32 protein-coding genes and 1 other RNA gene are annotated in these 26,141 nt (G+C 66.1%); 5 read left to right on the forward strand and 28 right to left on the reverse strand.

The genetic code is table 11. From position 1 onward, the window contains the following. Positions 1–9: 9 nt before the first annotated feature. The 12 genes from QZH52_RS06305 to gyrA all read right to left on the reverse strand — a co-directional run bounded on the left by QZH52_RS06305 (position 10) and on the right by gyrA (position 13,849). Entirely contained in the window at positions 10–978 is a 969-nt protein-coding gene (locus QZH52_RS06305) for a TRAP transporter substrate-binding protein (protein WP_286535585.1), read from the reverse strand. A 171-nt stretch (positions 979–1,149) separates the two neighbouring features. Next, positions 1,150–1,515: a ComEA family DNA-binding protein gene (locus QZH52_RS06310; protein WP_301805528.1), complete on the reverse strand. Its 366-nt coding sequence runs from the start codon at positions 1,513–1,515 to the stop codon at positions 1,150–1,152. Between the two features lie 106 nt (positions 1,516–1,621). After that, entirely contained in the window at positions 1,622–2,806 is a 1,185-nt protein-coding gene (gene lapB, locus QZH52_RS06315) for a lipopolysaccharide assembly protein LapB (RefSeq protein ID WP_301805531.1), read from the reverse strand. Next, positions 2,796–3,113, reverse strand: a complete 318-nt coding sequence (locus QZH52_RS06320) for a LapA family protein (RefSeq protein ID WP_286526303.1) — start codon at positions 3,111–3,113, stop codon at positions 2,796–2,798. Before QZH52_RS06320 ends, lapB begins: the two co-directional genes overlap by 11 nt. Positions 3,114–3,145: 32 nt before the next feature. Next, positions 3,146–3,463 carry an integration host factor subunit beta gene (locus QZH52_RS06325; RefSeq protein ID WP_286508188.1) on the reverse strand — a complete coding sequence of 106 codons (318 nt, stop codon included), beginning with the start codon at positions 3,461–3,463 and terminating at the stop codon, positions 3,146–3,148. A 68-nt stretch (positions 3,464–3,531) separates the two neighbouring features. Next, positions 3,532–5,217, reverse strand: coding sequence for a 30S ribosomal protein S1 (gene rpsA, locus QZH52_RS06330; RefSeq protein ID WP_286526302.1), 1,686 nt, complete (start codon positions 5,215–5,217; stop codon positions 3,532–3,534). A 171-nt stretch (positions 5,218–5,388) separates the two neighbouring features. Beyond that, positions 5,389–7,383, reverse strand: coding sequence for a bifunctional 3-phosphoshikimate 1-carboxyvinyltransferase/cytidylate kinase (locus tag QZH52_RS06335; protein WP_301805536.1), 1,995 nt, complete (start codon positions 7,381–7,383; stop codon positions 5,389–5,391). 2 nt (positions 7,384–7,385) lie between these two features. After that, a complete protein-coding gene (locus QZH52_RS06340; protein ID WP_301805538.1) occupies positions 7,386–8,264 on the reverse strand; it encodes a prephenate dehydrogenase in 879 nt (292 codons plus the stop codon). Between the two features lie 2 nt (positions 8,265–8,266). Then, entirely contained in the window at positions 8,267–9,385 is a 1,119-nt protein-coding gene (pheA, locus tag QZH52_RS06345) for a prephenate dehydratase (RefSeq protein WP_286535592.1), read from the reverse strand. A 113-nt stretch (positions 9,386–9,498) separates the two neighbouring features. Continuing rightward, complete coding sequence (gene serC, locus QZH52_RS06350; RefSeq protein WP_301805780.1) at positions 9,499–10,566, reverse strand: 3-phosphoserine/phosphohydroxythreonine transaminase; 1,068 nt, start codon at positions 10,564–10,566, stop codon at positions 9,499–9,501. 50 nt (positions 10,567–10,616) lie between these two features. Continuing rightward, positions 10,617–11,201 (reverse strand): DUF2059 domain-containing protein, encoded by a 585-nt coding sequence (locus tag QZH52_RS06355; protein WP_301805543.1) that lies wholly within the window; start codon positions 11,199–11,201, stop codon positions 10,617–10,619. Then, complete coding sequence (gene gyrA / locus QZH52_RS06360; protein WP_301805546.1) at positions 11,198–13,849, reverse strand: DNA gyrase subunit A; 2,652 nt, start codon at positions 13,847–13,849, stop codon at positions 11,198–11,200. Before gyrA ends, QZH52_RS06355 begins: the two co-directional genes overlap by 4 nt. Before the next feature lie 225 nt (positions 13,850–14,074). Between gyrA and ompA the strand changes: the two genes are divergently transcribed. The 4 genes from ompA to ssrA all read left to right on the forward strand — a co-directional run bounded on the left by ompA (position 14,075) and on the right by ssrA (position 16,604). Further along, complete coding sequence (gene ompA, locus QZH52_RS06365) at positions 14,075–14,722, forward strand: outer membrane protein OmpA (RefSeq protein WP_301805548.1); 648 nt, start codon at positions 14,075–14,077, stop codon at positions 14,720–14,722. Between the two features lie 97 nt (positions 14,723–14,819). Then, positions 14,820–15,539 (forward strand): bifunctional 2-polyprenyl-6-hydroxyphenol methylase/3-demethylubiquinol 3-O-methyltransferase UbiG, encoded by a 720-nt coding sequence (gene ubiG / locus QZH52_RS06370; protein WP_301805782.1) that lies wholly within the window; start codon positions 14,820–14,822, stop codon positions 15,537–15,539. Beyond that, positions 15,536–16,204 carry a phosphoglycolate phosphatase gene (gph, locus tag QZH52_RS06375; protein WP_286526289.1) on the forward strand — a complete coding sequence of 223 codons (669 nt, stop codon included), beginning with the start codon at positions 15,536–15,538 and terminating at the stop codon, positions 16,202–16,204. The genes ubiG and gph overlap by 4 nt, the downstream gene beginning before the upstream one ends. Before the next feature lie 12 nt (positions 16,205–16,216). Then, positions 16,217–16,604, forward strand: a transfer-messenger RNA (tmRNA) gene (gene ssrA / locus QZH52_RS06380). 128 nt (positions 16,605–16,732) lie between these two features. Here the strand turns inward: ssrA and QZH52_RS06385 are convergent. From QZH52_RS06385 to QZH52_RS06460, 16 genes are all read right to left on the reverse strand, one after another. After that, positions 16,733–17,917: a site-specific integrase gene (locus QZH52_RS06385; RefSeq protein ID WP_301805554.1), complete on the reverse strand. Its 1,185-nt coding sequence runs from the start codon at positions 17,915–17,917 to the stop codon at positions 16,733–16,735. Further along, positions 17,875–18,093, reverse strand: coding sequence for an excisionase family protein (gene xisR, locus QZH52_RS06390; RefSeq protein WP_301805557.1), 219 nt, complete (start codon positions 18,091–18,093; stop codon positions 17,875–17,877). Before xisR ends, QZH52_RS06385 begins: the two co-directional genes overlap by 43 nt. Continuing rightward, positions 18,090–18,506, reverse strand: coding sequence for a hypothetical protein (locus QZH52_RS06395; RefSeq protein ID WP_301805560.1), 417 nt, complete (start codon positions 18,504–18,506; stop codon positions 18,090–18,092). Before QZH52_RS06395 ends, xisR begins: the two co-directional genes overlap by 4 nt. Next, positions 18,503–18,673: a hypothetical protein gene (locus QZH52_RS06400; RefSeq protein WP_301805563.1), complete on the reverse strand. Its 171-nt coding sequence runs from the start codon at positions 18,671–18,673 to the stop codon at positions 18,503–18,505. Before QZH52_RS06400 ends, QZH52_RS06395 begins: the two co-directional genes overlap by 4 nt. Then, positions 18,670–19,326, reverse strand: a complete 657-nt coding sequence (locus QZH52_RS06405) for a hypothetical protein (protein ID WP_301805565.1) — start codon at positions 19,324–19,326, stop codon at positions 18,670–18,672. The genes QZH52_RS06400 and QZH52_RS06405 overlap by 4 nt, the downstream gene beginning before the upstream one ends. After that, positions 19,323–19,817, reverse strand: coding sequence for a Lar family restriction alleviation protein (locus QZH52_RS06410; RefSeq protein WP_301805567.1), 495 nt, complete (start codon positions 19,815–19,817; stop codon positions 19,323–19,325). Before QZH52_RS06410 ends, QZH52_RS06405 begins: the two co-directional genes overlap by 4 nt. Continuing rightward, positions 19,807–19,995: a hypothetical protein gene (locus tag QZH52_RS06415; protein ID WP_301805570.1), complete on the reverse strand. Its 189-nt coding sequence runs from the start codon at positions 19,993–19,995 to the stop codon at positions 19,807–19,809. Before QZH52_RS06415 ends, QZH52_RS06410 begins: the two co-directional genes overlap by 11 nt. Next, positions 19,992–21,356: a hypothetical protein gene (locus QZH52_RS06420; RefSeq protein WP_301805572.1), complete on the reverse strand. Its 1,365-nt coding sequence runs from the start codon at positions 21,354–21,356 to the stop codon at positions 19,992–19,994. Before QZH52_RS06420 ends, QZH52_RS06415 begins: the two co-directional genes overlap by 4 nt. Next, positions 21,353–21,616 (reverse strand): hypothetical protein, encoded by a 264-nt coding sequence (locus tag QZH52_RS06425; protein ID WP_301805575.1) that lies wholly within the window; start codon positions 21,614–21,616, stop codon positions 21,353–21,355. The genes QZH52_RS06420 and QZH52_RS06425 overlap by 4 nt, the downstream gene beginning before the upstream one ends. Positions 21,617–21,743: 127 nt before the next feature. Next, on the reverse strand, positions 21,744–21,938 hold the full coding sequence (locus QZH52_RS06430) for a hypothetical protein (protein WP_301805578.1): 195 nt from the start codon (positions 21,936–21,938) through the stop codon (positions 21,744–21,746). Position 21,939: 1 nt separating this feature from the next. After that, on the reverse strand, positions 21,940–23,475 hold the full coding sequence (locus QZH52_RS06435) for a YqaJ viral recombinase family protein (RefSeq protein WP_301805580.1): 1,536 nt from the start codon (positions 23,473–23,475) through the stop codon (positions 21,940–21,942). After that, positions 23,472–24,521 carry a hypothetical protein gene (locus tag QZH52_RS06440; RefSeq protein ID WP_301805582.1) on the reverse strand — a complete coding sequence of 350 codons (1,050 nt, stop codon included), beginning with the start codon at positions 24,519–24,521 and terminating at the stop codon, positions 23,472–23,474. The genes QZH52_RS06435 and QZH52_RS06440 overlap by 4 nt, the downstream gene beginning before the upstream one ends. Positions 24,522–24,532: 11 nt before the next feature. After that, positions 24,533–24,730, reverse strand: a complete 198-nt coding sequence (locus QZH52_RS06445) for a hypothetical protein (protein ID WP_301805585.1) — start codon at positions 24,728–24,730, stop codon at positions 24,533–24,535. Continuing rightward, on the reverse strand, positions 24,727–24,933 hold the full coding sequence (locus QZH52_RS06450) for a hypothetical protein (protein ID WP_301805587.1): 207 nt from the start codon (positions 24,931–24,933) through the stop codon (positions 24,727–24,729). Before QZH52_RS06450 ends, QZH52_RS06445 begins: the two co-directional genes overlap by 4 nt. Further along, entirely contained in the window at positions 24,930–25,553 is a 624-nt protein-coding gene (locus tag QZH52_RS06455) for a hypothetical protein (protein ID WP_301805589.1), read from the reverse strand. Before QZH52_RS06455 ends, QZH52_RS06450 begins: the two co-directional genes overlap by 4 nt. Continuing rightward, positions 25,553–25,768, reverse strand: a complete 216-nt coding sequence (locus QZH52_RS06460) for a hypothetical protein (RefSeq protein ID WP_301805592.1) — start codon at positions 25,766–25,768, stop codon at positions 25,553–25,555. Before QZH52_RS06460 ends, QZH52_RS06455 begins: the two co-directional genes overlap by 1 nt. Positions 25,769–25,923: 155 nt before the next feature. On the opposite strand from QZH52_RS06460, the gene QZH52_RS06465 reads away from it, so the two are divergent. Further along, complete coding sequence (locus tag QZH52_RS06465) at positions 25,924–26,133, forward strand: hypothetical protein (RefSeq protein ID WP_301805594.1); 210 nt, start codon at positions 25,924–25,926, stop codon at positions 26,131–26,133. Positions 26,134–26,141 lie beyond the last annotated feature (8 nt).

Below are 26,141 nucleotides of genomic sequence, written 5' to 3' on the forward strand. Positions count from 1 at the left end.
CGTTCGCCCTTACATCTTCTTGTAGGCGTCGACCACGCTCTGACCCTCGGGGCCGGCTTTCTCGAGCCATTCCTTGATCATCGTGTCGCCCACTTTCTTCATGTCCGACTTGAGCTGGGCGGAGGGAACGTGAACGGTCATGCCGTTCTTCTTCAGCAGGTCGAGGTACTCGAGGTTCTTCTTCTTCGACAGTTCCCAGCCGCGCTTCTCCGCCTCGGCGCCGGCCTTCAGCAAGGCCTCCTGCGATGGCTTGTCCAGCGCGTCGAAGGCCTTCTTGTTGACCAGCACCGCGTTCTTCGGCAGCCAGGCCTGCGTGTCGTAGAAGTTCTTGATGTATTCGTAGGTCTTGGTGTCGTAGCCGGTCGATCCGGACGACATGTAGGACTCGATCACGCCGGTGGCCATGGCCTGCGACAGTTCGGCCTGCTGCACCGTGACGGGCTGGGCGCCGACCAGTTCGCCGATGCGTGCGGTCGCGGGGCTGTAGGCGCGCCACTTGACGCCCTTCAGGTCGGCGGCCGAGGCGATCTCCTTCTTGACGAAGATGCCCTGCGGCGGCCATGCGACCGCGTACAGCAGCATGATGCCCTGCTCGGCCAGCTTCTTCTCGAGCACCGGCTTCTGGGCCTGATAGAGCTTCCAGGCCGCGTCGTAGCTGTCGGCCAGGAACGGGATGCCGTCGGCACCGAACATCTGCCATTCGTTCTGGTAGTTGACCAGCAGGATCTCGCCCATCTGCGCCTGGCCGCCCTGCACCGCACGCTTGATCTCCGGTGCCTTGAACAAGGCCGCATTCGAATGCACCGTGATCTTGAGCTTGCCGGCGCTCGCCTTGTCCACGTCGCTCGCGAACTGAGTGATGTTCTCCGTGTGGAAGTTGGTTGCGGGGTAGGCCGTGGGCAGGTCCCACTTGGTCTGCGCGAAGGCGGCGGCGCCGAGGGTCAGGCCAGCGAGGGCAATGCCGAACTTGTGATGCATGGACACTCCAGAAGGTGCGGAAGTAAAAGGGCGATCGGCAGCATACGTGCAAATATCGGGCCACTGCTCGGGCCTTTCCCTGCCACGGCAATCCTGATGGGCAAACTGGTTCGGCACGAAAAAGCCGCCCGGAGGCGGCCTCGTGTGGTTGTCCGGCGTGGCCGGACGGGTTCAGGGCTTGGCTGCGGCCTTGACCGGCGCCGGCGCCGCTGCGGCCTTGCCCGCCGCCTTCGGTTCGACCTTGGCCGCCGTGACGGCGGGCGCCGCCGGCGCGCCGAAGCCCTGGCCATCGATCGTCAGCCCTTCGGCCGACAACTGGGTCGCCGCCTTGTCCTTCACGCCTTTCACCCGGCCCATGAAGTCGGCCCAGTCCTTGAATGGCGCCTCCTTGCGGGCGTCCGTGATGCGCTTGGACATGGCCGGACCCACGCCCTTGATCCCGAGCAGCTCCGCCTCGGTGGCCTTGTTGGCATCGACTGCGGCCCAGGAGCCGACAGCAAACAGCATGGCCGCGATGGCCACTATCTTCTTCATCATCTTTTTTCTCTCCCTGACATGGTGTGGGAGGCGCCGAAGCACCCCGCCGCGCGCCGAGTGCGCCCGGCCCGGACCATGATATCGGCGAAGCGCCTCGGCAGGGGGATCAGAGTTCCTCGACGCGCCGTGGGGGGTAGCTGTCCCAGGCCTGGCAGCCCGGGCAGTGCCAGAAGTACTGGTGGGCCTCGAAACCGCAGGCCGCGCAGCGGTAGCGCATCAGCGGCCGGGTGGCCTGGTCGAGCGAACGCTGCACCTGCGGGTGGAACTGCTCGTGTTCGAAACGCTCGCCGGCCAGCCAGCGCGAGGCCGCCACCAGAGAGGGATGGTGCGCCAGATGGGCGATGTAGCCGTCGCGCGGCTGCGCCGAGATCGCCGCATCCGAGGGCGCATCGTCGGGCAATGCCGGCGTGCCGCCCAGCGCGATGATCGCCTCGAGTACATCGATCGATGGCGATGCCACGTAGCGCCGCTGCAGCAGGGCGAGCGCCTCGCCGGAGCGCTGCGAAGCCACCGCGGCCTGCTGCATCGCCGCCGCGTACAGGGGCAGCGCCAGCGGCGCGGTCTCGCTCAGTGCCGCCAGCGTGTCGAAGGCTGCCGCCGCATCGCCCTTGCGCAGTTGCAGCGTGGCGCTGTCGATGGCCGGTCGCGGCGCCTCGGGCGCCAGCGCGACGGCCTGCTGCAGCAGCCGGCCCGCGCCCCCGAGGTCGCCGGCGGCCACGCGTTCGGTCGCCTGTTCGCACAGATGGTGGGCCCGGCGGGTGCCGTAGCTGGCCTGGTCGGATTCATCGAGCTTCTGTGCCACGTCCTCGGCCTGCGCCCATTCGCGCGAACGTTCGTAGATGGCGAGCAGCGAGAGCCGGGCCTCGTTCTCGTAGCGCGTGCCTTCGAGCTTCTGCAGCGCGGCCTCGGCGCGGTCGAGCAGCCCGGCGCGCAGGAAATCCTGCGCCAGCGCGTGCTGCGCGCGGTCGCGATCGGCGCGGCTCAGATCGCCCCGGCCCAGCAGGTGCTCGTGCACGCGGACTGCGCGCTGGTATTCGCCCCGGCGCCGGAACAAGTTGCCCAGCGCGAAATGCAGCTCCTGCGTGTCGGGGTCGTTCTGCACCGCCTCGATGAAGGCGTCGATGGCCTGGTCCTGCTGCTCGTTGAGCAGGAAGTTCAGGCCGCGGAAATAGGCCTTGGGCGCCTGGCGGTTCTCGATCCTGAGCTGCCGCAGGTCGAAGCGCGAAGCGAGCCAGCCGAGCACGAAGGCGATCGGCAGGCCGAGCAGCAGCCAGCTGAAATCAAAGTCCATGTTGGCGAACGGCGGGCAGGTCGGTGGTGGCAGGCGCGGGCGGCGCCGCGGGCGAGGCCGTCGTCGGGGCGACCGGGGCGGCCGGTCGCTGGGCTGCGGCGCTGCGGTGTTTCCACCAGCCCGGCAGCATGCCGAGCGCGCCGACCACCAGGCCGCCGGCAAAGGCGGCCAGCACCACCAGCACCAGCGGCGCGCGCCACGAGGTGCCGAAGAAGAAGTAGACGGTGGCGTCGTGCTGGTTGTTCAGCGCGAAGGCGAAGAGGGTAAAAAAAATGGCTGCCTTGAGCAGCCACAGGAGGTATTTCATGCGGGTCCCCGATGGCCGGGGAATTCTATGCCTCAGCGGGCCTTGTTCTTCTCGGCGTCGAGGATCGCGGTCTGGGCGTCGACCGCCTCGCGCAGGGCCTTGCCCGGCTTGAAGTGGGGCACCCGCTTCTCGGGGATCTGGACGCTCTCGCCGGACCGCGGGTTGCGTCCGATGCGCGGCGGGCGCCGGTTGACCGTGAAGCTGCCGAAACCGCGAATCTCGATGCGGTGCCCGCGCACCAGCGCGTCGCCCATGGCGTCAAGAATGGTCTTGACGGCGTATTCGGCATCGCGGTGCGTGAGTTGCGCAAAGCGGGCTGCGAGTTCTTCGACGAGATCGGAGCGGGTCATGGCAAGAAATGTAGGCGAAAAAAAAGACAGGGTGGCGCCCGGCGCCGACCCTGTCCCCGGGACCCGGATTACTTGTCCGAGTTGTCCAGCTTGGCGCGCAGCAGGGCGCCCAGGCTGGTCGTGCCCGCGTTCTCGCGTGCCGACTGCTGGCTCAGGCTGGCCATGGCGCCTTGCTCGTCGACCATGTCCTTCTGCTTGATCGACAGCTGGATGTTGCGGGTCTTGCGATCCACATTGACCACCACGGCCGTGACTTCATCGCCTTCCTTGAGCACGTTGCGTGCATCTTCCACGCGGTCGCGGGAAATTTCGCTGGCGCGCAGGTAGCCGATGATGTCTTCGCCGAGGTCGATTTCAGCGCCGCGGGCGTCCACGGTCTTGACCTTGCCGGTCACGACCTGGCCCTTGTCGTTCACGGTCGTGAACGTGGTGAACGGATCGCTGTCGAGCTGCTTGATGCCCAGCGAGATGCGCTCGCGGTCGACGTCGACGGCCAGCACGATCGCTTCGACTTCCTGGCCCTTCTTGTAGTTGCGAACGGCGGTCTCGCCGGTTTCGTTCCACGAGAGGTCGGACAGGTGCACCAGGCCGTCGATGCCGGCAGCCAGACCCACGAAGACGCCGAAGTCGGTGATCGACTTGATCGGGCCCTTGACGCGGTCGCCGCGCTTGGTGTTCTGCGCGAACTCTTGCCACGGGTTGGCCTTGCACTGCTTCATGCCCAGGCTGATGCGGCGCTTGTCTTCGTCGATCTCGAGGACCATGACTTCGACTTCGTCGCCGAGCGAGACGATCTTGTTCGGCGCGATGTTCTTGTTGGTCCAGTCCATTTCGGAGACGTGCACCAGGCCTTCGATGCCGGGTTCGAGTTCGACGAACGCGCCGTAGTCGGCGATGTTCGTGACCTTGCCGAACAGGCGGGTCGATTGCGGGTAGCGGCGCGAAACACCCATCCACGGGTCGTCGCCCATTTGCTTCAGACCCAGCGAGACACGGTTCTTCTCGGTGTCGAACTTGAGGATCTTGGCGGTGATTTCCTGGCCGGCCTGCACCACTTCGCTCGGGTGGCGGACGCGGCGCCATGCCATGTCGGTGATGTGCAGCAGACCGTCGATGCCGCCGAGGTCGACGAACGCACCGTATTCGGTGATGTTCTTGACGACGCCGCGCACGACTGCGCCTTCCTTCAGGGTTTCCATCAGCTTGGCGCGTTCTTCGCCCATACTGGCTTCGACCACGGCACGGCGCGACAGCACGACGTTGTTGCGCTTGCGGTCGAGCTTGATGACCTTGAATTCGAGGGTCTTGTTCTCGTAAGGGGTCAGGTCCTTGATCGGACGGGTGTCGATCAGCGAACCCGGCAGGAAGGCGCGGATGCCGTTGACCAGCACCGTGAGGCCGCCCTTGACCTTGCCGCTCGTGGTGCCGGTGACGAAGTCGCCGGATTCGAGGGCCTTCTCGAGCGCGAGCCACGAAGCCAGACGCTTGGCGGTGTCGCGCGAGAGGATGGTGTCGCCGTAGCCGTTTTCGACGGAGCCGATGGCCACGGAAACGAAATCGCCGGCCTGGACTTCGAGCTCGCCCTTGTCGTTCTTGAACTCTTCGATCGGCACGTAGGCTTCGGACTTGAGGCCTGCGTTGACGACGACGTGGTTGTGTTCGACACGCACGACTTCGGCGGTGATGACCTCACCGGTGCGCATCTCCGAACGCTTCAGGGATTCTTCGAATAGGTCGGCAAAAGATTCAGACATGTGTTTTTCCTTCCGTCACTCAGGGTTTGCAGCTGCGATGGCGACATTGCCTGCAGCTGGCTTGGATCTGGCGACGGCGGTTGTGTGGGCATGAAGCCCGGTTAGGGTTGAACAACCAGCATGGCCGATGCGCTGTCGCGCGGCGGGGACCCGGCTGGATCGAAATACCGTTCAAGAAGACTCGAACGGCTGTACTTCCTGCCACCAGGCAAGCACCTGCACGACCGATTGCTCGATCGTCTGGTGCGAGTTGTCCAGGAGGCGGGCATCAGGCGCCGGCTTGAGTGGCGCGACGCTGCGGGAGGAGTCCCGGAGGTCACGCGCTTCCAGGTCGGCGCGAAGACTGTCGATTGTAGTCGAAATACCCTTTGAAATCAACTGCTTATAGCGCCGTTCGGCCCGGTGGGCGGCGCTCGCCGTGAGGTAGACCTTGAGCCCGGCGTCCGGGAAGATCACGGTGCCCATGTCGCGGCCGTCGGCCACCAGGCCCGGCAGGCGCCGGAAGCTGCGCTGCAGGGCCAGCAGGGCGGCCCGCACCGCCGGCAGCGCCGAGACGCGCGAGGCGTCCATGCCGGCGGCTTCCGTGCGCAAGTCCTCGCTCACATCCTCGCCCGCCAACAGCACCTTGCCCTCGTTGAACACGAGAGGCAGGGCCCGCGCCAGGTCGGCGATGCGGGCCTCGTGGGCGGGCTCGGCGTCGAGTCCGGCGCGGCGCATCGCCAGCCCGGTCACGCGGTAGAGCGTGCCCGAGTCCAGGTAGTGGTAGCCGAGCCGCCGCGCCACCTCGACCGTCAGCGTGCCCTTGCCCGAGGCGGTCGGGCCGTCGATGCAGATCACCGGCACCTCGGGCGCATGGGCGACCGAGAACAGGGTCTCGAAATAATCGGGGAAGGTCTTGGCGACGCAGTGCGGATCGAGGATGCGCACCGCGACGCCGTCCGGATTGAAGGCCGCCAGCGAAAAGCACATCGCCACCCGGTGGTCGTCGTAGGTCTTGATGCTGGCCGGCCGCCAGCTGCCGGCCGGCAGCGGGTGGACGCGGATGAAGTCGGGGCCGTCCTCGACCGTGGCCCCGAGCTTGCGCAGCTCGTTGGCCATGGCGTCGATGCGGTCGGTTTCCTTGACGCGCCAGCTGGCGATGTTGCGCAGCGTGCTCGGGCCATCGGCGTAGAGCGCCATCACGGCCAGGGTCATCGCGGCATCGGGAATGTGGTTGGCGTCGAGGTCGATGGCCCGGAGCGGCCAGGCGCCGCGCGAGATCGCCAGCCAGTTCGGGCCACTGTCGACCCTGGCGCCCATCCGGCGCGCGGCGTCGATGAAGCGGATGTCGCCCTGGATCGATTCGGCGCCGACGCCCTCGATCCGGATGCCCGTTCCTTCGGCGATGGCGCCGAGCGCGATGAAGTAGCTGGCCGACGACGCATCCGCCTCGACGTGGATATCGCCCGGCGAGCGGTACTGGCTGCCGGCCGGAATGGTGAAGCGCTGCCAGCCCTCGCGCCGCACGGTGATCCCGAAGCGCGCCAGCAGGTTGAGCGTGATCTCGATGTAGGGCTTGGAGATCAGTTCGCCGACCACGTCGATCACGATGTCGCGCTGGGCGGCCAATGGAAGGGCCAGCAGCAGCGCGGTCAGGAATTGGCTGGAGACGTCGCCGCGGACGCGGATCGGGCCGTCGAGCTGCAGGTCGTCGAGCGCGACCGGATGGATCTGCAGCGGCGGATAGCCCGGGTTGCCGAGGTAGTCGACGCGGCAGCCGAGTTGGGTCAGGGCGTCGACCAGGTCGCCGATCGGGCGCTCGTGCATGCGCGGCACGCCGCGCAGCTCGAACTCGCCGCCCAGCAGGGCCAGCGCGGCGGTCAGCGGCCGCATCGCGGTGCCGGCGTTGCCGAGGAACAGCGACGCCGAGGGCGTCTTCAACCGGCCGCCGAGCCCTTCGATGCGCAGGATGTCGCCGGCGCGCTCGACGGTGCAGCCGAGGGCGGCCAGCGCATCGAGCATGACCCGCGTGTCGTCCGAATCGAGCAGGTCGTGCACGGTCGTCGTGCCGCTGGCCAGTGCCGCCAGCAGCAGCACGCGGTTGGAAATGCTCTTGGAGCCCGGCAGCCGGACGGTGCCGGCCGCCGCGCCCAGCGGCGGGATGTCGAGGAAGGGGGTCGTGAACATGGTCAGTCCGGCGAGGCGGCCACGCCGGGCTGCCACAGGGAGCGAGTGCCGCTCGCCGCCGCGATCGCGTCTTCCAGCTCCTGGGCGTTGCCGGTGCGCACCAGCGCCTCGAGGTGGGCCAGGGCCTCGCGGAAGCCCTGGGCCTGCAGCAGCACCTGCTCGCGGTTGGCCAGCAGGACGTCGCGCCACATGGTCGGGTCGCTGGCGGCGATGCGCGTGAAGTCGCGGAAGCCCGGGCCCGCCAGTTCGAGGAAGCGGCTCCCCTGGGGGTGCGCGGTCATGGCGTTGATGAAGGCGAAGGCCAGCAGGTGCGGCAGGTGGCTCACGGCCGCGAAGGCGCTGTCATGGGCCTCGGGCGTCATCGTCACCACCTTGGCACCGATGGCGGTCCAGACCTTGGAGGCCCGCTGCACGTTCGAGCGCAGCGTGGCCTTGACCGGCGTGAGTACCACCTGGCGCCCGGCGTACAGGTCGGCATCCGCATGCTCGACCCCGGCCAGCTCCTTGCCGGCGATCGGGTGGGCCGGGACGAAGGCGCCGATCTGGTCCTGCAGGCCGCGCCGCGCCGCCTCGATGACGTCGCCCTTGGTCGAGCCGACGTCCATCACGAACATCTTGTCGTTGATGCCGTGGCGGATCGCCTTGAAAGTCTGCTCGGAGGCGCCGACCGGGACCGCGATCAGCACCAGGTCGGCGCCCGACATCGCGAGCAGCGCGGAGGGCGCCGCGACATCGATGACGCCGAGCTGCCGCGCGCGTTCGGTGGTCGAGGGCGACTTGCTGTAGCCGACCACCCGCTTCACCAGTTTCGCGCGCTTGAGCGCCAGCGCGAACGAGCCGCCCATCAATCCGCAGCCAATCAGGCCCAACTGTTCGATCATCGTCAGGCCGTGATCGGGTAGGCGCCCAGTACTTTGTAGAACGCGCACAGCTTGCGCAGTTCGACGAGCGCGGCGGCCACGTTGGGTTGCGAGGGATGGCCGTCGAGGTCGATGTAGAAGTAGTACTCCCACTGGCCGGTGCGGGCCGGCCGCGACTCGAAGCGGGTCATCGAGACGTTGTTGGCCTTGAGCGGCACCAGCAGGTCGTGCACCGCGCCGGGCTGGTTGGGCACCGACACCACGAGGCTGGTGCAGTCGCGCCCGGTCGCCGGCGGCATCGCCAGCGTCTGCGGCAGGCAGATGACGGCGAAGCGCGTGCGGTTGTAGGAGTCGTCCTGGATCGCGTGGGCCACGATGTGCAGCCCGAAGCGGGTGGCCGCGCGTTCGCTGGCCAGGCCGGCCCAGGCCGGATTGCCGGCCGCCAGGCGGGCGCCTTCGGCGTTGCTCGACACGGCGCGCCGCTCGGCGTTCGGCAGGTGCTTGGCGAGCCAGGTCTGGCACTGGGCCAGCGCCTGCGGATGGGCCAGCACCGCCTCGATGCCCTCGAGCGAGTTGCTCGAACGCAGCAGGTGGTGGCGCACCAGCAGGCTGACTTCGCCGACCACGTGGGTCGGCGAGTGCAGGAACAGGTCGAGCGAGCGCGTGACCACGCCCTCGGTGGAGTTCTCGACCCCGACCACGCCGTACTGGGCGCTGCCGGCGGCGGTGGCATGGAAGACCTCGTCGAAGCTGGCGCAATAGACCAGGTCGGCGGCGCCGCCGAAGTACTCGACCGCGGCCTGCTCGCAGAACGTGCCTTCGGGGCCGAGCACGGCCACCCGCTGCGGCGATTCGAGCGCCAGGCAGGCCGACATGATCTCGCGCCAGATGGCCGCCACGTGCAGCGCCTTCAGCGGGCCGCCGTTGCTCTGCTGCATCTTCTCGATCACCTGGGCGACGCGGTCGGGCCGGAAAAAGGGCGTGCCCTCGCGCTTCTTGACCTCGCCGACCTGTTCGGCCACGCGGGCGCGCCGGTTCAGGAGGTCGAGGAGCTGCTGGTCGAGCGAGTCGATCTGCACGCGCAGATCGGCCAGGCCGGGGGAGGTTTCGGGGGTGGAGGGCGGTGTGGCTGGTGCGGTCATTGGTCAAGTGCTCGGTGTCTGCAGGTCCCTAGGCCGGCGCCGGGCCGCCCCAAGGCGGCCTGCGGCCCCCTCGGGGGGCAGCGACACACGCAGTGAGGAGCGTGGGGGTCAGATCAGGCACGCGACCGTTCGAATTCTCGCATGTAGGCCACCAGCGCCTGCACGCCGCCCAGTGGCATGGCGTTGTAGATGCTGGCGCGCATGCCGCCGACCGACTTGTGGCCCTTGAGCTGCAGCAGCCCGGCCTCGCGGGCGCCGGCCAGGAAGGCCTCGTTGCGGCTTTCGTCGGCCAGGAAGAAAGGCACGTTCATGCGCGAGCGGCAGCCGGGATCGACCTTGTTGGCGTAGAAGTCGGAGCCGTCGATGAAGTCGTACAGCAGCCGCGCCTTGGCGATGTTGCGCGCCTCCATGGCCGCGACGCCGCGCAGTTCGCCTTCCTGCTGCTCCCGCAGCCACTGGAAGGTCAGGCCGGCGATGTAGATGCCCCAGGTCGGGGGCGTGTTGTACATCGACTGGTTGTCCGCCACCGTCTTGTAGTTGAAGGCGCTCGGGCAGATCTGGAGCGCATGGCCGAGCAGGTCGTCGCGCACGATCACGATCGTGAGCCCGGCCGGGCCGAGGTTCTTCTGGGCGCCGCCGAAGGCCAGGCCCACGCGCGACCAGTCGACCGGGCGCGACGCCACGTGCGACGAGAAGTCGATCACCAGCGGTGCCTTGCTGCCGAGCGCGGCGAGGTCGGGCAGCTGCTGGAATTCGATGCCGTTGATGGTCTCGTTGGTGCAGACGTGCACGTACGACGCATCGGCCGAGAGCTGCCAGCCGGCCGGATCGGGCAGCCGGGTGTGGCCGTCCGCCGCGTTGCTCGCCACCACCTTCGCCTCGCAGTAGCGCTGGGCTTCCTTGTGCGACTTGATGCTCCAGCTGCCCGTGAGGACGAAGTCCGCACGCGTGCCGCGCGACAGGTTCATCGGCACGATCGCGTTCTCGCCCAACCCCCCGCCCTGCATGAACAGGATGTGGAACTGCGACGGTACCGCGAGCAGTTCGCGGATGTCGGCCTCGGCCTGCGTGCAGATCGCGCCGAACTCCTTGCCGCGATGGCTCATTTCCATCACGCCCATGCCGCTGCCATGCCAGTCGAGCATCTCGGCGGCGGCGCGCTGCAGCACCGCCTCCGGCATCGCGGCCGGACCGGCGGAGAAGTTGTACGGGCGCGGACCCGCGGGCTTCGTCACTTCTTGGCAGGCGCCTTGGCGGGCGCTGCGGGCTTGCCGGCGCCAGCGGCTGCGCCGGTCGGTGCGCCCAGGGCCTTGGCGACGCTGGCGTCGAGCGCGACCATCTTCGGCTCGATCGTGGCGCGGGTGTCAGCCACCAGCTTCTCGGTCAGGGCGGTCTGCAGCTTGGGGTTGACCTCCTGGTACTTCTTGCTCAGCGGCGAGCTGATCCAGGCCATGAGCTGCTTGAGCTCATCTTCGCTGAAGTTCTGCTCCATGATCGGGGTCAGGGCGCCCGGTGCCAGTTGCACGGCCTTGTCGCGCACGATCGGGTAGGCGTCGTCGAAGTACTTCTTGAGCTCGGCATCGGCGGCCTTGGCGGCGGCTTCGCGCTTCTCGGCCGGCACCTGCGTCTGCAGGTACTGGGAGCCGGCCTGGGCGATCGGGGCGCTCGACTGTTCGACCAGTCCGCGCGCCAGCGATTCGATGCCGGGGCGCTGCATGTCGATGAACTGCTTGATCAAGGTCGCCTTGTCCTGGGCCATGGCCAGCGAGCTGCCGGCAAGCGCGGCCGTGAGGAGCGCGAGTTTGATTTTTTTCACTGAGGGTTCTCCGTTGAAGAGGGGGTGGAAGTGTCGTCGTCGGCGCCGGGTTCATTCTCGATATTCGCGTCATTCTCGACGATGCGCTGCAGCCCGCTGAGCTTGGCGCCTTCGTCGAGTCCGATCAGGGTGACGCCTTGCGTCGCTCGCCCCAGTTCGCGGATTTCGGAGACTCGGGTGCGCACGAGGACACCCTTGTCGGTGATGAGCATGATCTCGTCGTCGGAATGCACGAGAGTCGCGGCCACCACTTTGCCGTTACGTTCACTTTGTTGAATCGCGATCATGCCCTTGGTTCCCCGGCCGTGACGCGTGTACTCGGTAATGCTTGTACGTTTTCCGTAACCGTTTTCGGTCGCGGTGAGCACGCTCTGCTCTTCGTCCTCGGCCACCAGCATGGCGATCACGCCCTGGCCGTCTTCCAGCGTCATGCCGCGCACGCCGCGGGCGTTGCGGCCCATCGGGCGGACGTCGTTCTCGTCGAAGCGCACCGCCTTGCCGCCGTCGGAGAACAGCATCACGTCGTGGGCGCCGTCGGTCAGCGCGGCACCGATCAGGTAGTCGCCCGGGTCGAGGTCGACCGCGATGATGCCGGCCTTGCGCGGGTTGCTGAATTCGTCGAGCGCGGTCTTCTTGACCGTGCCCATCGAGGTCGCCATGAAGACGTACTGGTTGGCCGGGAAGGTGCGTTTCTCGCCGGTGAGCGCCAGCACGACGTTGATCTTCTCGCCCTCCTGCAGCGGGAACATGTTGACGATCGGCCGCCCGCGCGAGCCGCGCGAACCCGCCGGCACCTCCCAGACCTTGAGCCAGTAGAGCCGGCCGCGGTTCGAGAAGCACAGGATGTAGTCGTGCGTGTTGGCGATGAAGAGTTGGTCGATCCAGTCGTCTTCCTTGGTTGCCGTCGCCTGCTTGCCGCGGCCGCCGCGCTTCTGGGCCCGGTACTCGCTGAGCGGCTGGCTCTTGATATAGCCGCTGTGCGACAGGGTCACGACCATGTCGGTGGGCGTGATCAGGTCCTCGGTCGAGAGGTCGAAGGCGCTGTGTTCGACCAGGCTGCGGCGGGCGCCCAGCTTGCTCTGGCCGAACTCCTGCTTGATCGCGCCGAGTTCGTCGCCGATGATCACCGAGACCCGCTCCGGCTTGGCCAGGATGTCGAGCAGGTCGTCGATCTCGGCCATCACGTCCTTGTATTCGGCGACGATCTTGTCCTGTTCGAGGCCGGTCAGGCGCTGCAGGCGCATCTGCAGGATTTCCTGGGCCTGGGTGTCCGACAGCTTGTAGAGGCCGTCGGCGTGCATGCCGTATTCGCGCTCGAGGCCGTCCGGCCGATAGTCGTCGGCGTTGATCACGCCGCCATCGGCGCGGGTGCGGGTCAGCATCTCGCGCACCAGCTTGCTGTCCCAGGCGCGGCTCATGAGCTCGGCCTTGGCGACCGGAGGCGTCGGCGCGTTGCGGATGATCGCGATGAATTCGTCGATGTTGGCCAGCGCCACCGCCAGGCCTTCGAGCACATGGCCGCGCTCGCGCGCCTTGCGCAGGGTGAACACGGTGCGGCGAGTGACCACTTCGCGGCGGTGCTGAAGGAAGACCTCGATCAGGTCCTTGAGGTTGCACAGCTTCGGCTGGCCGTCGACCAGCGCCACCATGTTGATGCCGAAGGTGTCCTGCAGCTGGGTCTGCTTGTAGAGGTTGTTGAGCACCACCTCGGGCACTTCGCCGCGCTTGAGCTCGATCACCAGCCGCATGCCCGACTTGTCGGACTCGTCCTGGATGTGGCTGATGCCTTCTATCTTCTTCTCGTGCACCAGCTCGGCCATGCGCTCCTGGAGCGTCTTCTTGTTGACCTGGTAGGGCAGCTCGTCGACGATGATCGCCTGCCGCTGGCCACGGTCGATGTCCTCGAAGTGGCACTTGGCGCGCATCACGACCTTGCCGCGGCCGGTGCGGTAGCCGTCCTTGATCCCGTTGATGCCGTAGATGATGCCGGCGGTGGGGAAGTCGGGCGCCGGCACGATCTCCATCAGGTCGTCGATGCTGGCGTCGGGGTGGCGCAGCAGATGCAGGCAGGCGTCGACCACCTCATTCAGGTTGTGCGGCGGAATGTTGGTCGCCATGCCGACTGCGATGCCGCCGGCGCCATTGACCAGCAGATTTGGCAGTTTGCTCGGCAATACCAGCGGTTCTTTTTCGGAGCCGTCGTAATTGGGGCCGAAATCGACTGTTTCCTTGTCGATATCGCCCAGCATTTCGTGGGCAATTTTGGCCAGCCGGATCTCGGTATAGCGCATCGCGGCCGCCATATCGCCGTCGACCGAGCCGAAATTGCCTTGGCCGTCAACCAGCATGTGGCGCATCGAGAAGTTCTGCGCCATCCGCACGATGGTGTCGTAGACCGACTGGTCGCCGTGCGGGTGGTACTTGCCGATGACGTCGCCGACGATACGGGCCGACTTCTTGTAAGGCCGGTTCCAGTCGTTGTTGAGCTCGTGCATGGCGAAAAGCACGCGCCGATGCACCGGCTTGAGGCCGTCCCGGGCGTCCGGAAGGGCGCGCCCGACGATCACGCTCATGGCGTAATCCAGGTAGCTGCGGCGCATTTCCTCTTCGAGGCTGATGGGCAGTGTTTCTTTGGCGAACGAGGTCATGGGCGGCACGCTGACGGCAAGGGAGGCGGAATTTTACGCTGTGGACGGTGTCGCACCGCCGCAACACAAGGCCGGTATTCCGCCTCCGTCCTACGTTTCCGGGGCGTCTGCGGGGGGGTTTGCCAAAGACCCTATGGCACAATCGCCTCAACGTTTTGGGTGGTGGTCACTTAAAGCGTCCTTGATTCGCAGCGCGGCTGCGGCTTTTTCCCCAAGAGGAGAACCATGAAGAAACTGAATAAAGTGGCGATGATGTTTGCAGTCGCTGCGCTCGCCACTGCCGCCGGCGCGCAGACCCGTGTCACCGCTGCGAATGGCGGACCGGTCATCGACAACTGGCAAAACGGCACCGGCGAACTGGTCTGGAAGAACGGCACCAATGAACTGTGCTGGCGCGATGCCAACTGGACGCCCGCAACGGCTGCCGCTGGTTGCGACGGCGCTCTGGTTCCGGCACCTCCTGTGGCTGCTGCTCCCGCTCCCGCACCGGCTCCGGTTCCCCCGGCAGTCGCTGCTTCGAAGGTCACCTTCGCCGCTGACGCCTTCTTCGACTTCGACAAGTACGTCCTGAAGCCCGAAGGCCGCGCCAAGCTCGACGACCTGGTCTCCAAGATCAAGGACGTGAACCTGGAAGTCATCATCGCCGTGGGTCACACCGACTGGATCGGCACCGTGGCGTACAACCAGAAGCTGTCGGTCCGCCGCGCTGAAGCCGTCAAGGCCTATCTCGTGTCCAAGGGCATCGAGAAGAACCGCGTGTACACCGAAGGCAAGGGCAAGAGCCAGCCGATCGCTGACAACCGCACCGCCGAAGGCCGCGCCAAGAACCGCCGCGTGGAAATCGAAGTGGTCGGCACCCGCCCCAACAAGTGATTCGCCAGAATCGCTGATGAAAACCCCGCCTCGGCGGGGTTTTTTTATGGCCGGCCGCGCGCCGGCATTTCAATTCGCGACGTTTCATAATCGCTGCATGACCGATACCGTGAATGCCGATCCGGCAGAACTCGCCAAATTTTCCGAACTCGCGCACCGTTGGTGGGATCTCGAAAGTGAATTCCGGCCGCTGCACGAAATCAATCCGCTGCGGCTCGACTGGATCGACGGCATCGCACCGATTGCCGGGCGCAAGGTGCTCGACGTCGGCTGCGGCGGCGGAATCCTGGCCGACTCGATGGCGCGCAAGGGCGCCGAGGTGCTGGGTGTCGACCTGGCCGACAAGGCGCTCAAGGTGGCGCAGTTGCATGCACTGGAGGCCGGCACGCGCGGCGTCAAGTACCGTTCGGTCAGTGCCGAGGCGCTGGCGGCCGAGCAGCCAGCCACTTTCGACGTCGTGACCTGCATGGAGATGCTCGAACACGTGCCCGATCCGGCCTCCGTCGTCAAGGCCTGCGCCGACCTCGCCAAGCCCGGCGGCTGGGTCTTCTTCTCGACCATCAACCGCAGCCTCAAGGCCTTCATGCTGGCGATCGTGGGGGCCGAGTACGTGCTCGGCATGCTGCCGCGCGGCACGCACGAATACCAGAAGCTGATCCGACCCAGCGAGCTGGCCGCTTACTGCCGCGCCGCCGGGCTCGACCTGCGCCATACCCGCGGCCTGGAGCACAACCCGGTGACGCGGCGCTACTGGCTGAGCAGCGACACCAGCGTGAACTATATGTTCGCCACCCAGAAGCCGGCGGGCTCCCTGTGAGGCCGGACCGCACCGAAGCCGTCCTGTTCGACCTCGACGGCACCCTGATCGACAGCGCCCCCGACCTGGGCGCCGCGGCCGACCAGATGCGCACCGAGCGCGGCTTGCCGTCGCTGCCGTTGGCGCGCTATCGCCCGATGGCCGGCGCCGGCGCCCGAGGCATGTTGGGCGTGGCCTTCGGCATCACGCCTGAAGCGCCCGAATTTCCCGAGCTGCGCGAGGAGTTCTTCGTCAAGTACGAGTCGCGGATGCTGCACAACACGCAGGTCTTCGATGGCGTGGCCGAACTGGTCGAGGCCCTGAGGGCTGCCGGGCTGCAGTGGGGCGTGGTGACCAACAAGTCCGAGCGCTTCACCGTTCCGCTGACGCGCGCGATGGCGCTGTTCGAAAGCGCCCGCGCTATCGTCAGCGGCGACACCACGCCGCATGCCAAGCCGCACCCGGAGCCGCTGTTCGAGGCGGCGCGCCGGCTCGGCGTCGCGCCTGCGCACTGCATGTATGTAGGCGACGATGAGCGCGACATCCTGGCCGGCCGCGCCGCCGGCATGCGCACGGTGGCCGCGACGTACGGCTACATGGGCGAGCAGGCCGAAGTGGCGCGCTGGGATGCCGATGCCGCCATCGCTTCGCCCATGGAGCTCTTGAAGTTACTGAAACAGGCCTAAAATGATTGGCTTGGGGCTGCACTGGTTTCGACGTGGGTTCGGAATCGCAGCGGGGCATGTCGAGCTGAATGCGCTCGTAAAACAGATTCAAACAAACTAACTGCAAACGACGAACGTTTCGCACTCGCCGCTTAATTGCCGGTGAGCTTTGCAACAGCAGGCCGATGGGCTGGGCAAGGGGGCGCTAGAGCAATCTGACGCCTCCCGGCTGCAAAGATAATCTACATGGGCTGGTCCTGATCCGGGTACCTTGGGTCGGGACGAGAAAATAGGGTGCTGGCGGCCGGTGTAGCGTGCGACTGCGCGACACCGGTGGCGAGACTCAAATCAGACCGCTAAACATGTAGATCTGCGCGAAGAAGGCTTGCGGACGGGGGTTCAAATCCCCCCAGCTCCACCATACACGGCGGTCAACGCCAATGAAAGACAGATGGCGGGCGGCGGTCGATACCGCCTAAAACCGCCCCAAGTTGGCGTTCGGCTCGCACCGATTTCGCACGCAGGACGGGGGAAATTCGCACGCGACCCTCACCCTACCGCCTTCAGGGTCGCCTTCGGCTTCTTGTAGTCGTCGGCGATGAACTTCCCATAGACCGTGAACACCATCGTAGCGTCCTCGTGGCCGAGCTGCTGGGCCAGGTACCACGGGTTCGCGCCGGCCGTCAAGGCTGCGCTGGCGTAGGTGTGCCGGGCTTGGTAGGGGTTCCGGTAGCGCACCCCTGAGCGGGCCAGCAGCGGCACCCAGAGGGTCTTCCGGATCTGGGCGTCGGTCGTCCATGGCTGGCCGCTGGCCGGGTTGAGCCACACATGCTCACCCTTGGCCCGGCTCATCGGCTCCTGGGCCCTCAGGGCGGCGATCGCCTCCGGGGTGAGGTCTACGTCCCGGATGCCCGCCGCGGTCTTCGGACCCTTTTCGACGCCGGCCACCTGGTTCAGGTCGATCCGGACCGTCCCAGCCTTCAGGTTCACTTTGGGCCACTTCATGGCGATCAGCTCGCCCGGGCGCGGGCCGGCGTTGAACCAGAACTGGACCATGGGCCATTCATCCGCCCGGGCCGCCGCGATGATCAAGGCGCGCTCCTCGGCGGTGAACGGGTCGACCTCGTATTCGCTGGCCGTGGCCGTCTGCTTCAGCAGCTTGGTCAGGGCGATCCGCTCGAACGGGTCGAACGCGATCAGGTCGTCGTTCAGGGCGTCCTCGAACACGCTGCGCAGGGGCGTCAGCAGGTTCCGGGCGAACTTGGCCGTCACCTTCATCTCGCCGATCCAGGACCGCAGGGCGCTCGGCGTGGCCTCGGCCAGGGTCTTCTCGGCCCAGAACTGCATCCGGTCGCTGTTGATCGCCTTGCGGTAGCCGTCCAGCGTGCTGGGCGACAGGCTCTTGCTCTCTACCTGGCGCTCGTAGGTCTCCAGCTGGTCCTGCAGCAGCTTGCCGATCAGGACATGCCGGGAGGCGCTGCCGAACTGCTTCGCCTTCGCGCTTCCAGGGAAGTATTCGGCGTAGACGAACTCCCCGTCCTTGATCTTCCGCTGGATTTCGACCCGGACCCCGTGGGCGTAGGTCAGCGCGCTCTTGGTGATCTTCTGTGGCGGCAGCAGCTCCCGGCACTCGGTGCCGCGGTAGCTGAACGCGATCTGGATGCGCTGCTCGTGCTTGAACTCCCGGATGCTCACGCCGCGAGGGCATTCGATGGCGCCTGGCTTTCCACCCATTTGTTCCACTCCTCGGGGTTGATGTAGAGGTTGCCGTCGGCACCCAGCCGGCACTGTACGCCGTCGGTCCAGACGCGCTTCCGGCGCCGGGCGTGCACCGCATCGGGGGTGTCGCCGGTCGCCTCGCAGTGCTTTTTGAGCTTGACCCAGCGATAGTTTGATTCGTTGGCGCTCATTGCGTGCTTCCTCCATTAGGGTGCAGGTCCCCGTCGATCATGTATTCATGGCGGTAGCCCTTGAGCATCCGCTTGAACGCCGCCGACGAGATGACGCGCAGCTTGTCCTTGCCGAACTGGCGGCCGGTCGGGTCGATGAAGCTACGCAGGTAAAAGGTGCGCTCCGGGTACTTGCCGGGCTTGAAGCGGCCGACGACCTGCAGCACCATCTTTCCGTGGCCGTCAGCGGCCCACCATTCCTCGACATCCTGGTAGTAGGCATCGCCCCCAGACGACCACTCGCGGCGGGTGCCCGGTCGCCAAGTGTCGGCGTCATCGACCACGACGCCGTCCATCGGGCCGCTGTACGACTCTTTGACGAACGGGAAGGCTATCTCGTGCGTCTCCATGATTCGAATCTCACTGGCGTTCATTTCCGTGGCTCCTCCGGGCAGCCAAACAGGCTGTCCTGATCTCTGATCTGTGCATCGGTGATTTCGGCTGCGGCTTCACGGGCTACCCTGCGAGCATCGGCGCGAGAGGCAAACCACGGGCCCTTGCTGTCATGCGTCTGGGTCTCGTCTTGGAGTAGGCGGGTCATGCTGACTCCAGTTCGCGGCGGTAGTTCGCCTGGAACACGGCGCGAGCGAACCCGGCCGGCGTCTTGCTGCGGATGGTGGCCCGGTCTGCGCCAGGCGAGGCCTTGTGGATTCGGTCGTCCGGCTCTCCAAGGCCTTCAGCCTCGAACGGTTCCGGCATCACGAACCCATTGCCGACCCACAGCGCCGTGAGCTTCGTATAGTTGTCCGTCAGCTCAAAGCCGGTGTACTGGCTCGGGTGGAAGTAGTGATCCGGCTTCCCGATGTGCGGGATGCTGGACAGGACGCCCACCGGGTTCTCGATGAGGTACGGGGCGCCGGACCAGGATGCAACGGTGCGGCACGCCTCAAAGGTTTCCAGCGCATCGCGGAGCATCATTCCGCCCTTGATGACGAAATCCCGAGCGCCGGCACCAGTCACATGCGTGCAAGGCGGGAAGGCGGCCACGAACACGATCCTGCGGCCCTCTGGCGGACGCCAAGTGCGGCAGTCGCCCCACACGTAGTGGATCAACCCTTCGACGCGCTCACGGCGGATCGAATGCGACATATCCACGCAGTAGCACTCAACCCCGGCTTCAGCCCAAGGCTGCGCCATGATCCCGGATTCGTCGCACAGGAAGATGGCGATCGGCGGCAGTTCTTCGCGCTTCACATCGCCTCCCTGATCTCGACGCCCCGAGACTCCTGGGCAAGAGCGGCGCGGGCGGGCTTGCGTCTCAGATAGTGACCGAACCCGGCCAAATCCCACTCGTCGGGCTCGGTGTAGGCCGCGTACTGGAGCAGGGCGTTGCCGCCGGTCGTGCTGACGATCTCATGCCAGCACGTCTCATCGTCGAACAGGCGAACCACGGCGAGCGCCACGCAGACGCCAGCGTAGAACCGCTCATCGCTCGGCTCTCCCTCCTGCGTGCCCCGACCTTGGAGGGCGGCGGCGCGGTTGTTCCATTGCTCGGCCAGCAACGGCTTCACGTCCTCCATGCATGAGAATCGCAGGCCGATGGTGGCGCATCCTTCTGTATCGCAGCAGATGCCCTCGCCGCCGAAGTCGCGCTGGTCAACATCGGTGATTTTGAAGAAATGAGCGCGCTTGCCGCAGAACGGGCACGGTGCCAGATCGCCTTGGGCTTGGGTGTCAGCGGTCATGGGGTTGCTCCTTCGAGGACTTGAGTCCAGCCATAGAGCGATTCATCGCCATCCAGCCCCGACAGAACTCCTTCCACGCCTCGCAGCCCGGCGGGAATGGGTTGTCATGCACCATGCCGAAGCCGTGCTCTCGCGCGTAGACGCCGTCTTGGTATGGCGTGGTCGGCTTGATGGTCATGCCGCACCCCCGGCAGGCTGTGCAGATGCTCCCGAGCGCAGGGCGAGGACCGCTTCGGCATCGCGGAACCCTTGCTTCCACCACTCGATGCACGTCTTGTCAGATTCCCTGAGCCAGTAGCCCTTGTAGAAGTGCTTGGCCCAGATGATCTCCTGCAGCTGCTGATCGCTCGCCGCGTCTTCTGCCGTGGCGGGCGCTGCCGGCTTGCCATCCGGGGTGAAGTTTGCAACCCGGCCCGTCGCCATCAAGCGGGACTTGAAATCATCGGCGGGCGCTGCCGGCTTGGGGTGGGCGGCAAGGAAGCGCACGCGGTCGCGGTACAGAGCGACAGTGCGGGCGTCTTCTTGGCTCGCCGGCCCCTTCACCAAGCCGTCTTCGATCATGCGCTGGAGAGCTTCCCACACGCCATCGGGCACCACCGGCTCGGCTTGCACTGCGACAGCCGGCGTGGCGGCGAGCAGCCCTCGGATGCTTGCAACAAGATCCATTCCAAGCGGCCAGTACCCCGATGCGTTCAGGGCTGTGCGAATCTCCGTCAGCACCTTCTGCGCGCCGTCGTACTCGGCTTTCCAGTCGATGTCGGCCGGCGTGGCGGGCGGGTGCGAGGGGGCGGCGAGAAGGGCCGCGCGATATTCGGCAACGCACTCGTCGGGGATGTCGTTGCTGACGCAGATCGACCAAGCCTCAGCCATCGCCTCGATCATTTCGGCAGTAGGCTCGACCGGAACAAGTTGCCAGCCCTCTGCCGTGCTGACACCCTTCACGGCTTCGGACGGGGCAGGGGACTCGTTCCAGCCGCGCTCGAACACTTCCTCTGGCGGCCCCATCGCCATTTGCTCGTCGTAGCGGCCTTGCTGGTAGCCGAGTTGGTACTCGCTGGGCTCTGCCGGGGAGGGAGCGGCATCTCCGCAAACATCGCAAGGCGCGGGTGCTTCACACTTCAACCAGGGCCACCGGCATACAGCGGACTCCTGGGCGGGAGCGGCGGCCAGCACTGCGGCTTCGATGGCGCGGGTGAATGCAACCCTGTTGCCTTTCCATTCGAACGCCCATAGATGCGCGATCTGGTCCTCCGTCAACGCTCCTACTGGGGGAGCCCCATAGGTGTCATGCTCAAGCCAGCCGTCACGAAACAGGCGAAGATCTTCCGCACACGCAGGATCTTCCGCGCTGCTGCTGTACTTGGCCTCGAAGGCGGCCTTGATTGCTCCTTCGGTGTCATGCTCGGGATTGGAGGGGAGGGAGGCGAGAGCATTGTTGTAGCGCAGCACGGCCATCGCCAACTCGTGTTCCGGCTCCGCCTTGTGGCTGGAGTTGTACCAGACTCGTGCGGCCTGCACGATTGCTTGTTCTTCGGTCATTGCTTTTCTCCTACTTGGGGGAGGGCACGGGCAGCGACGTACTCACGCCAATCCGCCTCGGTCCACTTCAGCCAGAAGGCAGGGTGAAACATCATTGCGTCGTAACCCGGAAGCAGCTGGTACAACTCATTCCCAGCCCACGGATCGTCGGCGGTCTTGGTTTCAAGGATCGCAATCCGGTGCTTGTAGGTGATGGTGTTGCGGACCATCGCCAAAAATAGAGCGGCAAGGAATGCGTAGAGGATGTAAATGATCATCATGATTGGCTTCCAAGGCAGGACGCTTCCCCGCCACCAGGTTTAGAGAGAACCACGCCGCACTTAGCGGGTTGGTATGAATCACCGCCACCCCCGCATCCAGCGAGCAGCAGTGCAAGGAAGAGCGCTTTCATGCGGCCACCAGCCTGAGAATTGCGGCGCGGACCTGTTCGCGGCATTCGTCGATCTGGTCGGGGATGTCCGTCTCAGGGTGGCGACGGCCGGCAGAGGCCAGGCCTTGGGCGTAGGCTTCCTCTTGCAGCTGGTCCAACTTCTCGTTGACGTCGTCCCAGTCGAAGACGGCCAGGGGCTGGCGGGCGCTCATGTCAGGCCGCCTTGCGCAGTTGGTAGCCGGCGCGGAACTTCTCGAACTCGACCAGCACCGCGCGGGCTTTGGCCTCGTCGCCTTTGCCCCAGGTCCGCGATCCGAGGAAGGCGCTGATGACGTCCTGCTGCTCGACGACGACTTGGCGCGCGACCGTGGCGGTGATCGGTGTGACGCTGGGCGCGGGCGCTGCTGCCGGTGCGGCGACCGTCTGGACCTCCTCGGCCTTGGCGTTCGCCGCCTCGATGGCCTTGTCGTGCTCCATGATCCGGTGCGCGATGATCGCGGCCAGGTCGTCGGGCGCCTTCAAGACCAGCTGCGCTTCGTCCGGGAACAGGATCGAAACGTGGCTACGTGCCTGAAGTGTCGTCAGGTTCTGGTGGATCAGGTCAAACGAGGCGGCCGCGCCGATCTTGGCGTTCGCCAGGGTCGTGTCGATCGCGTCCTGCATGCTGGCGACCGAGCGCTTGTTCTTGATCGCGCCGGCGAAGTCGGCCGGGACCGCGGGCATGTAGGGCTTGCCTAGGCGGGTGTTCAGGCCGTCGATGTATGCGCGCAGCGAGGCAGCGGCGTCCGTTAGCATCTTCTGCTTGCGGAGCTTTTCCTCGGCCTCCACGGCGTTCTCGAGGTCGATGGCCTTGCGGCGCGCCACCTCCGAGATGTGGTCGATGGCCTTGATCGCTTCGTCGATGCTGGCCATCCGACCCAGGATCATGATCTTGGCGGTCGCCATCGCGTCCTGCACGTCGCGGCAGAACTTGGCGTCTTCCTTCGCGTCGACGAACTGCTGATCGTTCTCGAACTTGGTCGGGATGCTGCCGATCACGGCAAGCGCCTTGACCTTGTAGGCGTCGAGATTGCTGACGGTGATCTCGCCCTTGGCTTCGACCACCAGGGCCGGCAGCGACTCGCGAGCGGCGGCAGTGGGCTTCGGCGCTTCGGCCGGCGCCGGCTTGTAGGCGGCCAGGTCGGCGGCGAACTGCTGCCAGCCGGCCAGGATCTCGGCGCGCAGCTCTGCGTCCGGCTCGTACCAGGCGTGCATCTCTTCGACCATCTCGTCGCCGGACCACTTCGACGCCATGAACAGGATGCGCGTGGCGCCCGACACCATGCACTGCTGTTCCATCTGCACGCGGTAGGCCTTCGGCAGAGCGTCGGCGCCGGCGTCGGAGATCAGTGCGGCGCGCAGCTGGTCGTTCAGGGTCTTGTGCTCGAAACCGGTGGACTCGTCCATGGTCAGGCCGTCGAAGGAGGCAGAGAGCTCGCCCTCGGTGCCGGTGACAGGGTACAGGTCTTCGCCGATGATCTTCTCGGCCAGCGGCCGGGCCAGGGCTTCGAAGCGGTGGCCATCATCGAAGCGGCGCTGTGTGCCTGCGTCGACCTCTTCCGAGATGCCCGTCTTCAACTCCTGCAGCAGCTGCGTGCGGTTCTTGTACTTCGAGCAGCCCAGCATTGCCGGCGCGTCACTGGCGTTGAAGTGGGAGGCGCGGTGGGCGTGCCAGGCGGCCGAGCCTTGAATCAGATCGTGCGTCTTCATGCTTGCTCTCCTTGGGCCGGGGTCCACGACGCGATCTCGACCTTCTGGTCGGCGGTCAGGATCTCCTTTGTTTCGATGGTCTTGATGAGGTCGTTGGCGGACTTCTTGCCGCTCTCGACGGTCTTCTTCCAGCCCTCCTTCTTGGCTTCGAAGGATTCGGCGGTGCACGCGGGGAGGGCGGCCGTTTTCTTCTCGCCGCTGCTGCCCTGTTCGGCCTTGTTTTCCATGACGGTGGCCCAGGTGGCTTCGCCGTCCTTGATCGCGCCGTACAGGCCGCGCAGGTTGACCAGCTCGGTCGGCGAGCAGGCGCCGATGTCGTGGCCGAGGTAGTCGGCCAGCTGGCTCGCCTTCACGCCCAGGCCATCGAAGGCGTCGACGATGCGCTTGCGCTCGGCGGCCGGGTCGCGCGCCGCCTCGTCCATGCGGACTGACTTGATGATGTCTTCGGCCTCGTCGCACAGGTCGCCGGGCACGATGCGCAGGCCCAGCGTGCGGATGGCCTTCGAGATCAGCGCCGCGCGCTTGTTGAGCAGGTCGTCATCGTTCGCGGGGATCGTGTAGACCGGCTTCTTGTAGCTGTTGATGCGCATGCTGATGTAGCTGCCGTCGTCGGAGGGCTTGGAGCGCTCCACCGTCTTCGACACCTTCACGTCCAGCGGGTAGGTGACGTTCGCCTCAAGGTCCGTGACACTGACCCGGTGCACTTCCTTCTGCACGTCCTCGAAGATCATGGTGGTCTCGATCAGGACATTGGTCATGCAGCGGAGAGCCACTTCGACGAAGCGGATGCCGAGGCCTTCGACGCCGGCGCCGATCGGCTTGCGGTAATAGGCACTCTTGTTGTTCGCGAAGGTCGGCCGGCGGCATTCCTTCAGCAGGTCTTGGCGCACCTGGTCCCAGTTGCGGGGGCGGTGCAGCGCAATGGTGTAGCGGGCTTCGACCATGGCCTTCGCCTGGGAGGCGACAGCGCTGGATGCGCTCTCAATGCCGAATTGCTGGAGGGCGGGCGGATTGAATGCGCCGCCGGTGGTGGTGAGTTCGTTCACGGTTCGTTCTTTCAGGTGCGGAGAAGGACGGCGACCAGCGAAACCACGCAGGGCACCAGGAGAGGGGAGAGGCACAGGAGGACGACAGTCCAGAGCGACGGGTCGCCGACGTAGGCCTGGTGGTCTTCCTGCTCGGCAACCGACACGCGGGTGTCGACCTCGGGGCGGTCCGACCAGTGGCCGGCGTGCATGCGGTGGACGGCGTTCATGACGTGCCTTTCAGGATGAAAAACAGGGCAACGACCGCGGCGATGCACGCCGGGACGATCCAGCGATGGCCACCGGCCTTGGGGGCAGGGCGCTCGATCGCGCACGCATCTCGGCAGACGTCGCGGCTGGTGCGTGGGGCCAGGGCGCCCATGGCGGCCCCGATCTGGCGCGTCCGGAGCTCGGCGAATTGCGAGCGCGTCATGAGGCGCTCCCGGTGACCTTGGCGATGGCCTTCGCGCTTTCGGCCGCCCGGCCATACGATTCATCGGTGACGTAGCTCAGCGTGCCGTAGCCGTCGAGGCTGTAGCCGATCAATTGCGCAACCTGCATGTGCTCCTCGGGCGTGAAGACGCCTCGCGCCGTCTCGTTCAGGCCGTAGCCATGCTTCCTCGAATGCTCCAGCAGCGCGGAGACGATGCGGTTTTCCTTGAAGCGCAGAACGCCATGCTCGTCCGTCACCAGAGGGTGCATCGGCTGGGCTTGGGCCGGTTGCGAGGGGGCGCCGAGGGATGCGCGCCATGCTGCATCCAGCTTGTCGTCGAGGTCGCCCTTGCAGGTGTTGAAGGCGATGATCGACTTGGCGCGCTGGTCGTAGGAGCGGTCCGCATGCACGCGGTACAGCGGGGGCAACGGCTCCTCCGTGGCGGCTGGGCGCGAGGGAGCGGCGAGAGCGTCTGCCGCCTCAACGTGCGCCGATGCGCGGGCTTGGTACTCATGCCACGTAAGCTCATGTCGCAGGTACATGCCGAGCAGGTCGTCCAGCACGCCAGCGCTCCACGAGCGGATGCGCTCGCTCGGGTCGAATTCGTTCATGTCGGCCATCACAGTGCGACCCCCAGCGCGGCGAGGGCGCGCTTGGCCAGGCCACGGGTGCGGACGCTCTTGATCTGACCGGTGGTGCACATCGCGTCGAAGACGCGCGCCACCTCGACCAGGTCAGGCAACGGGTCATACTGACCCGGAGCGGGCAACTTCTCACGCTCGGCGCGGAGCAGCATCAGCTGCTCGTCGAGCGGTCCGGTGTTGGTCTCTTCCACTTCGCATCTCCTGCGCCGCGGGATTGCAGCGCCTGAGATGTAGTTTAGCGACAACTAAACGCAAGTCAAGCTGTCGCTGAATTATTTTTAGCGATGGCTAAACCACGCAGGTGAAGAAAGGCCCGCTCGGGCGGGGCCAGAGTCACAATGTGCCAATGAAACACCCCACCATCGAGCTATTCGAGCAACGAGCCTCTTTGCTGGACGTACAGGGCAGCGGCCAAGGCTTGGACGACGCCATAGCCAGCCTGGCGGCCTGGATGGATCTGGCTGAACACCGCCTCACGGAAGACGATCGCACCGTACTCGGGGGGATTGGTGCGCTGTTGTTCCGGGAAGGGCTACGCAGGCGCGGGCAAGCGTGAAAAAGCCC

Source organism: Variovorax ginsengisoli, assembly GCF_030486595.1.
Taxonomy (GTDB): Bacteria; Pseudomonadota; Gammaproteobacteria; order Burkholderiales; family Burkholderiaceae_C; genus Variovorax; species Variovorax ginsengisoli_B.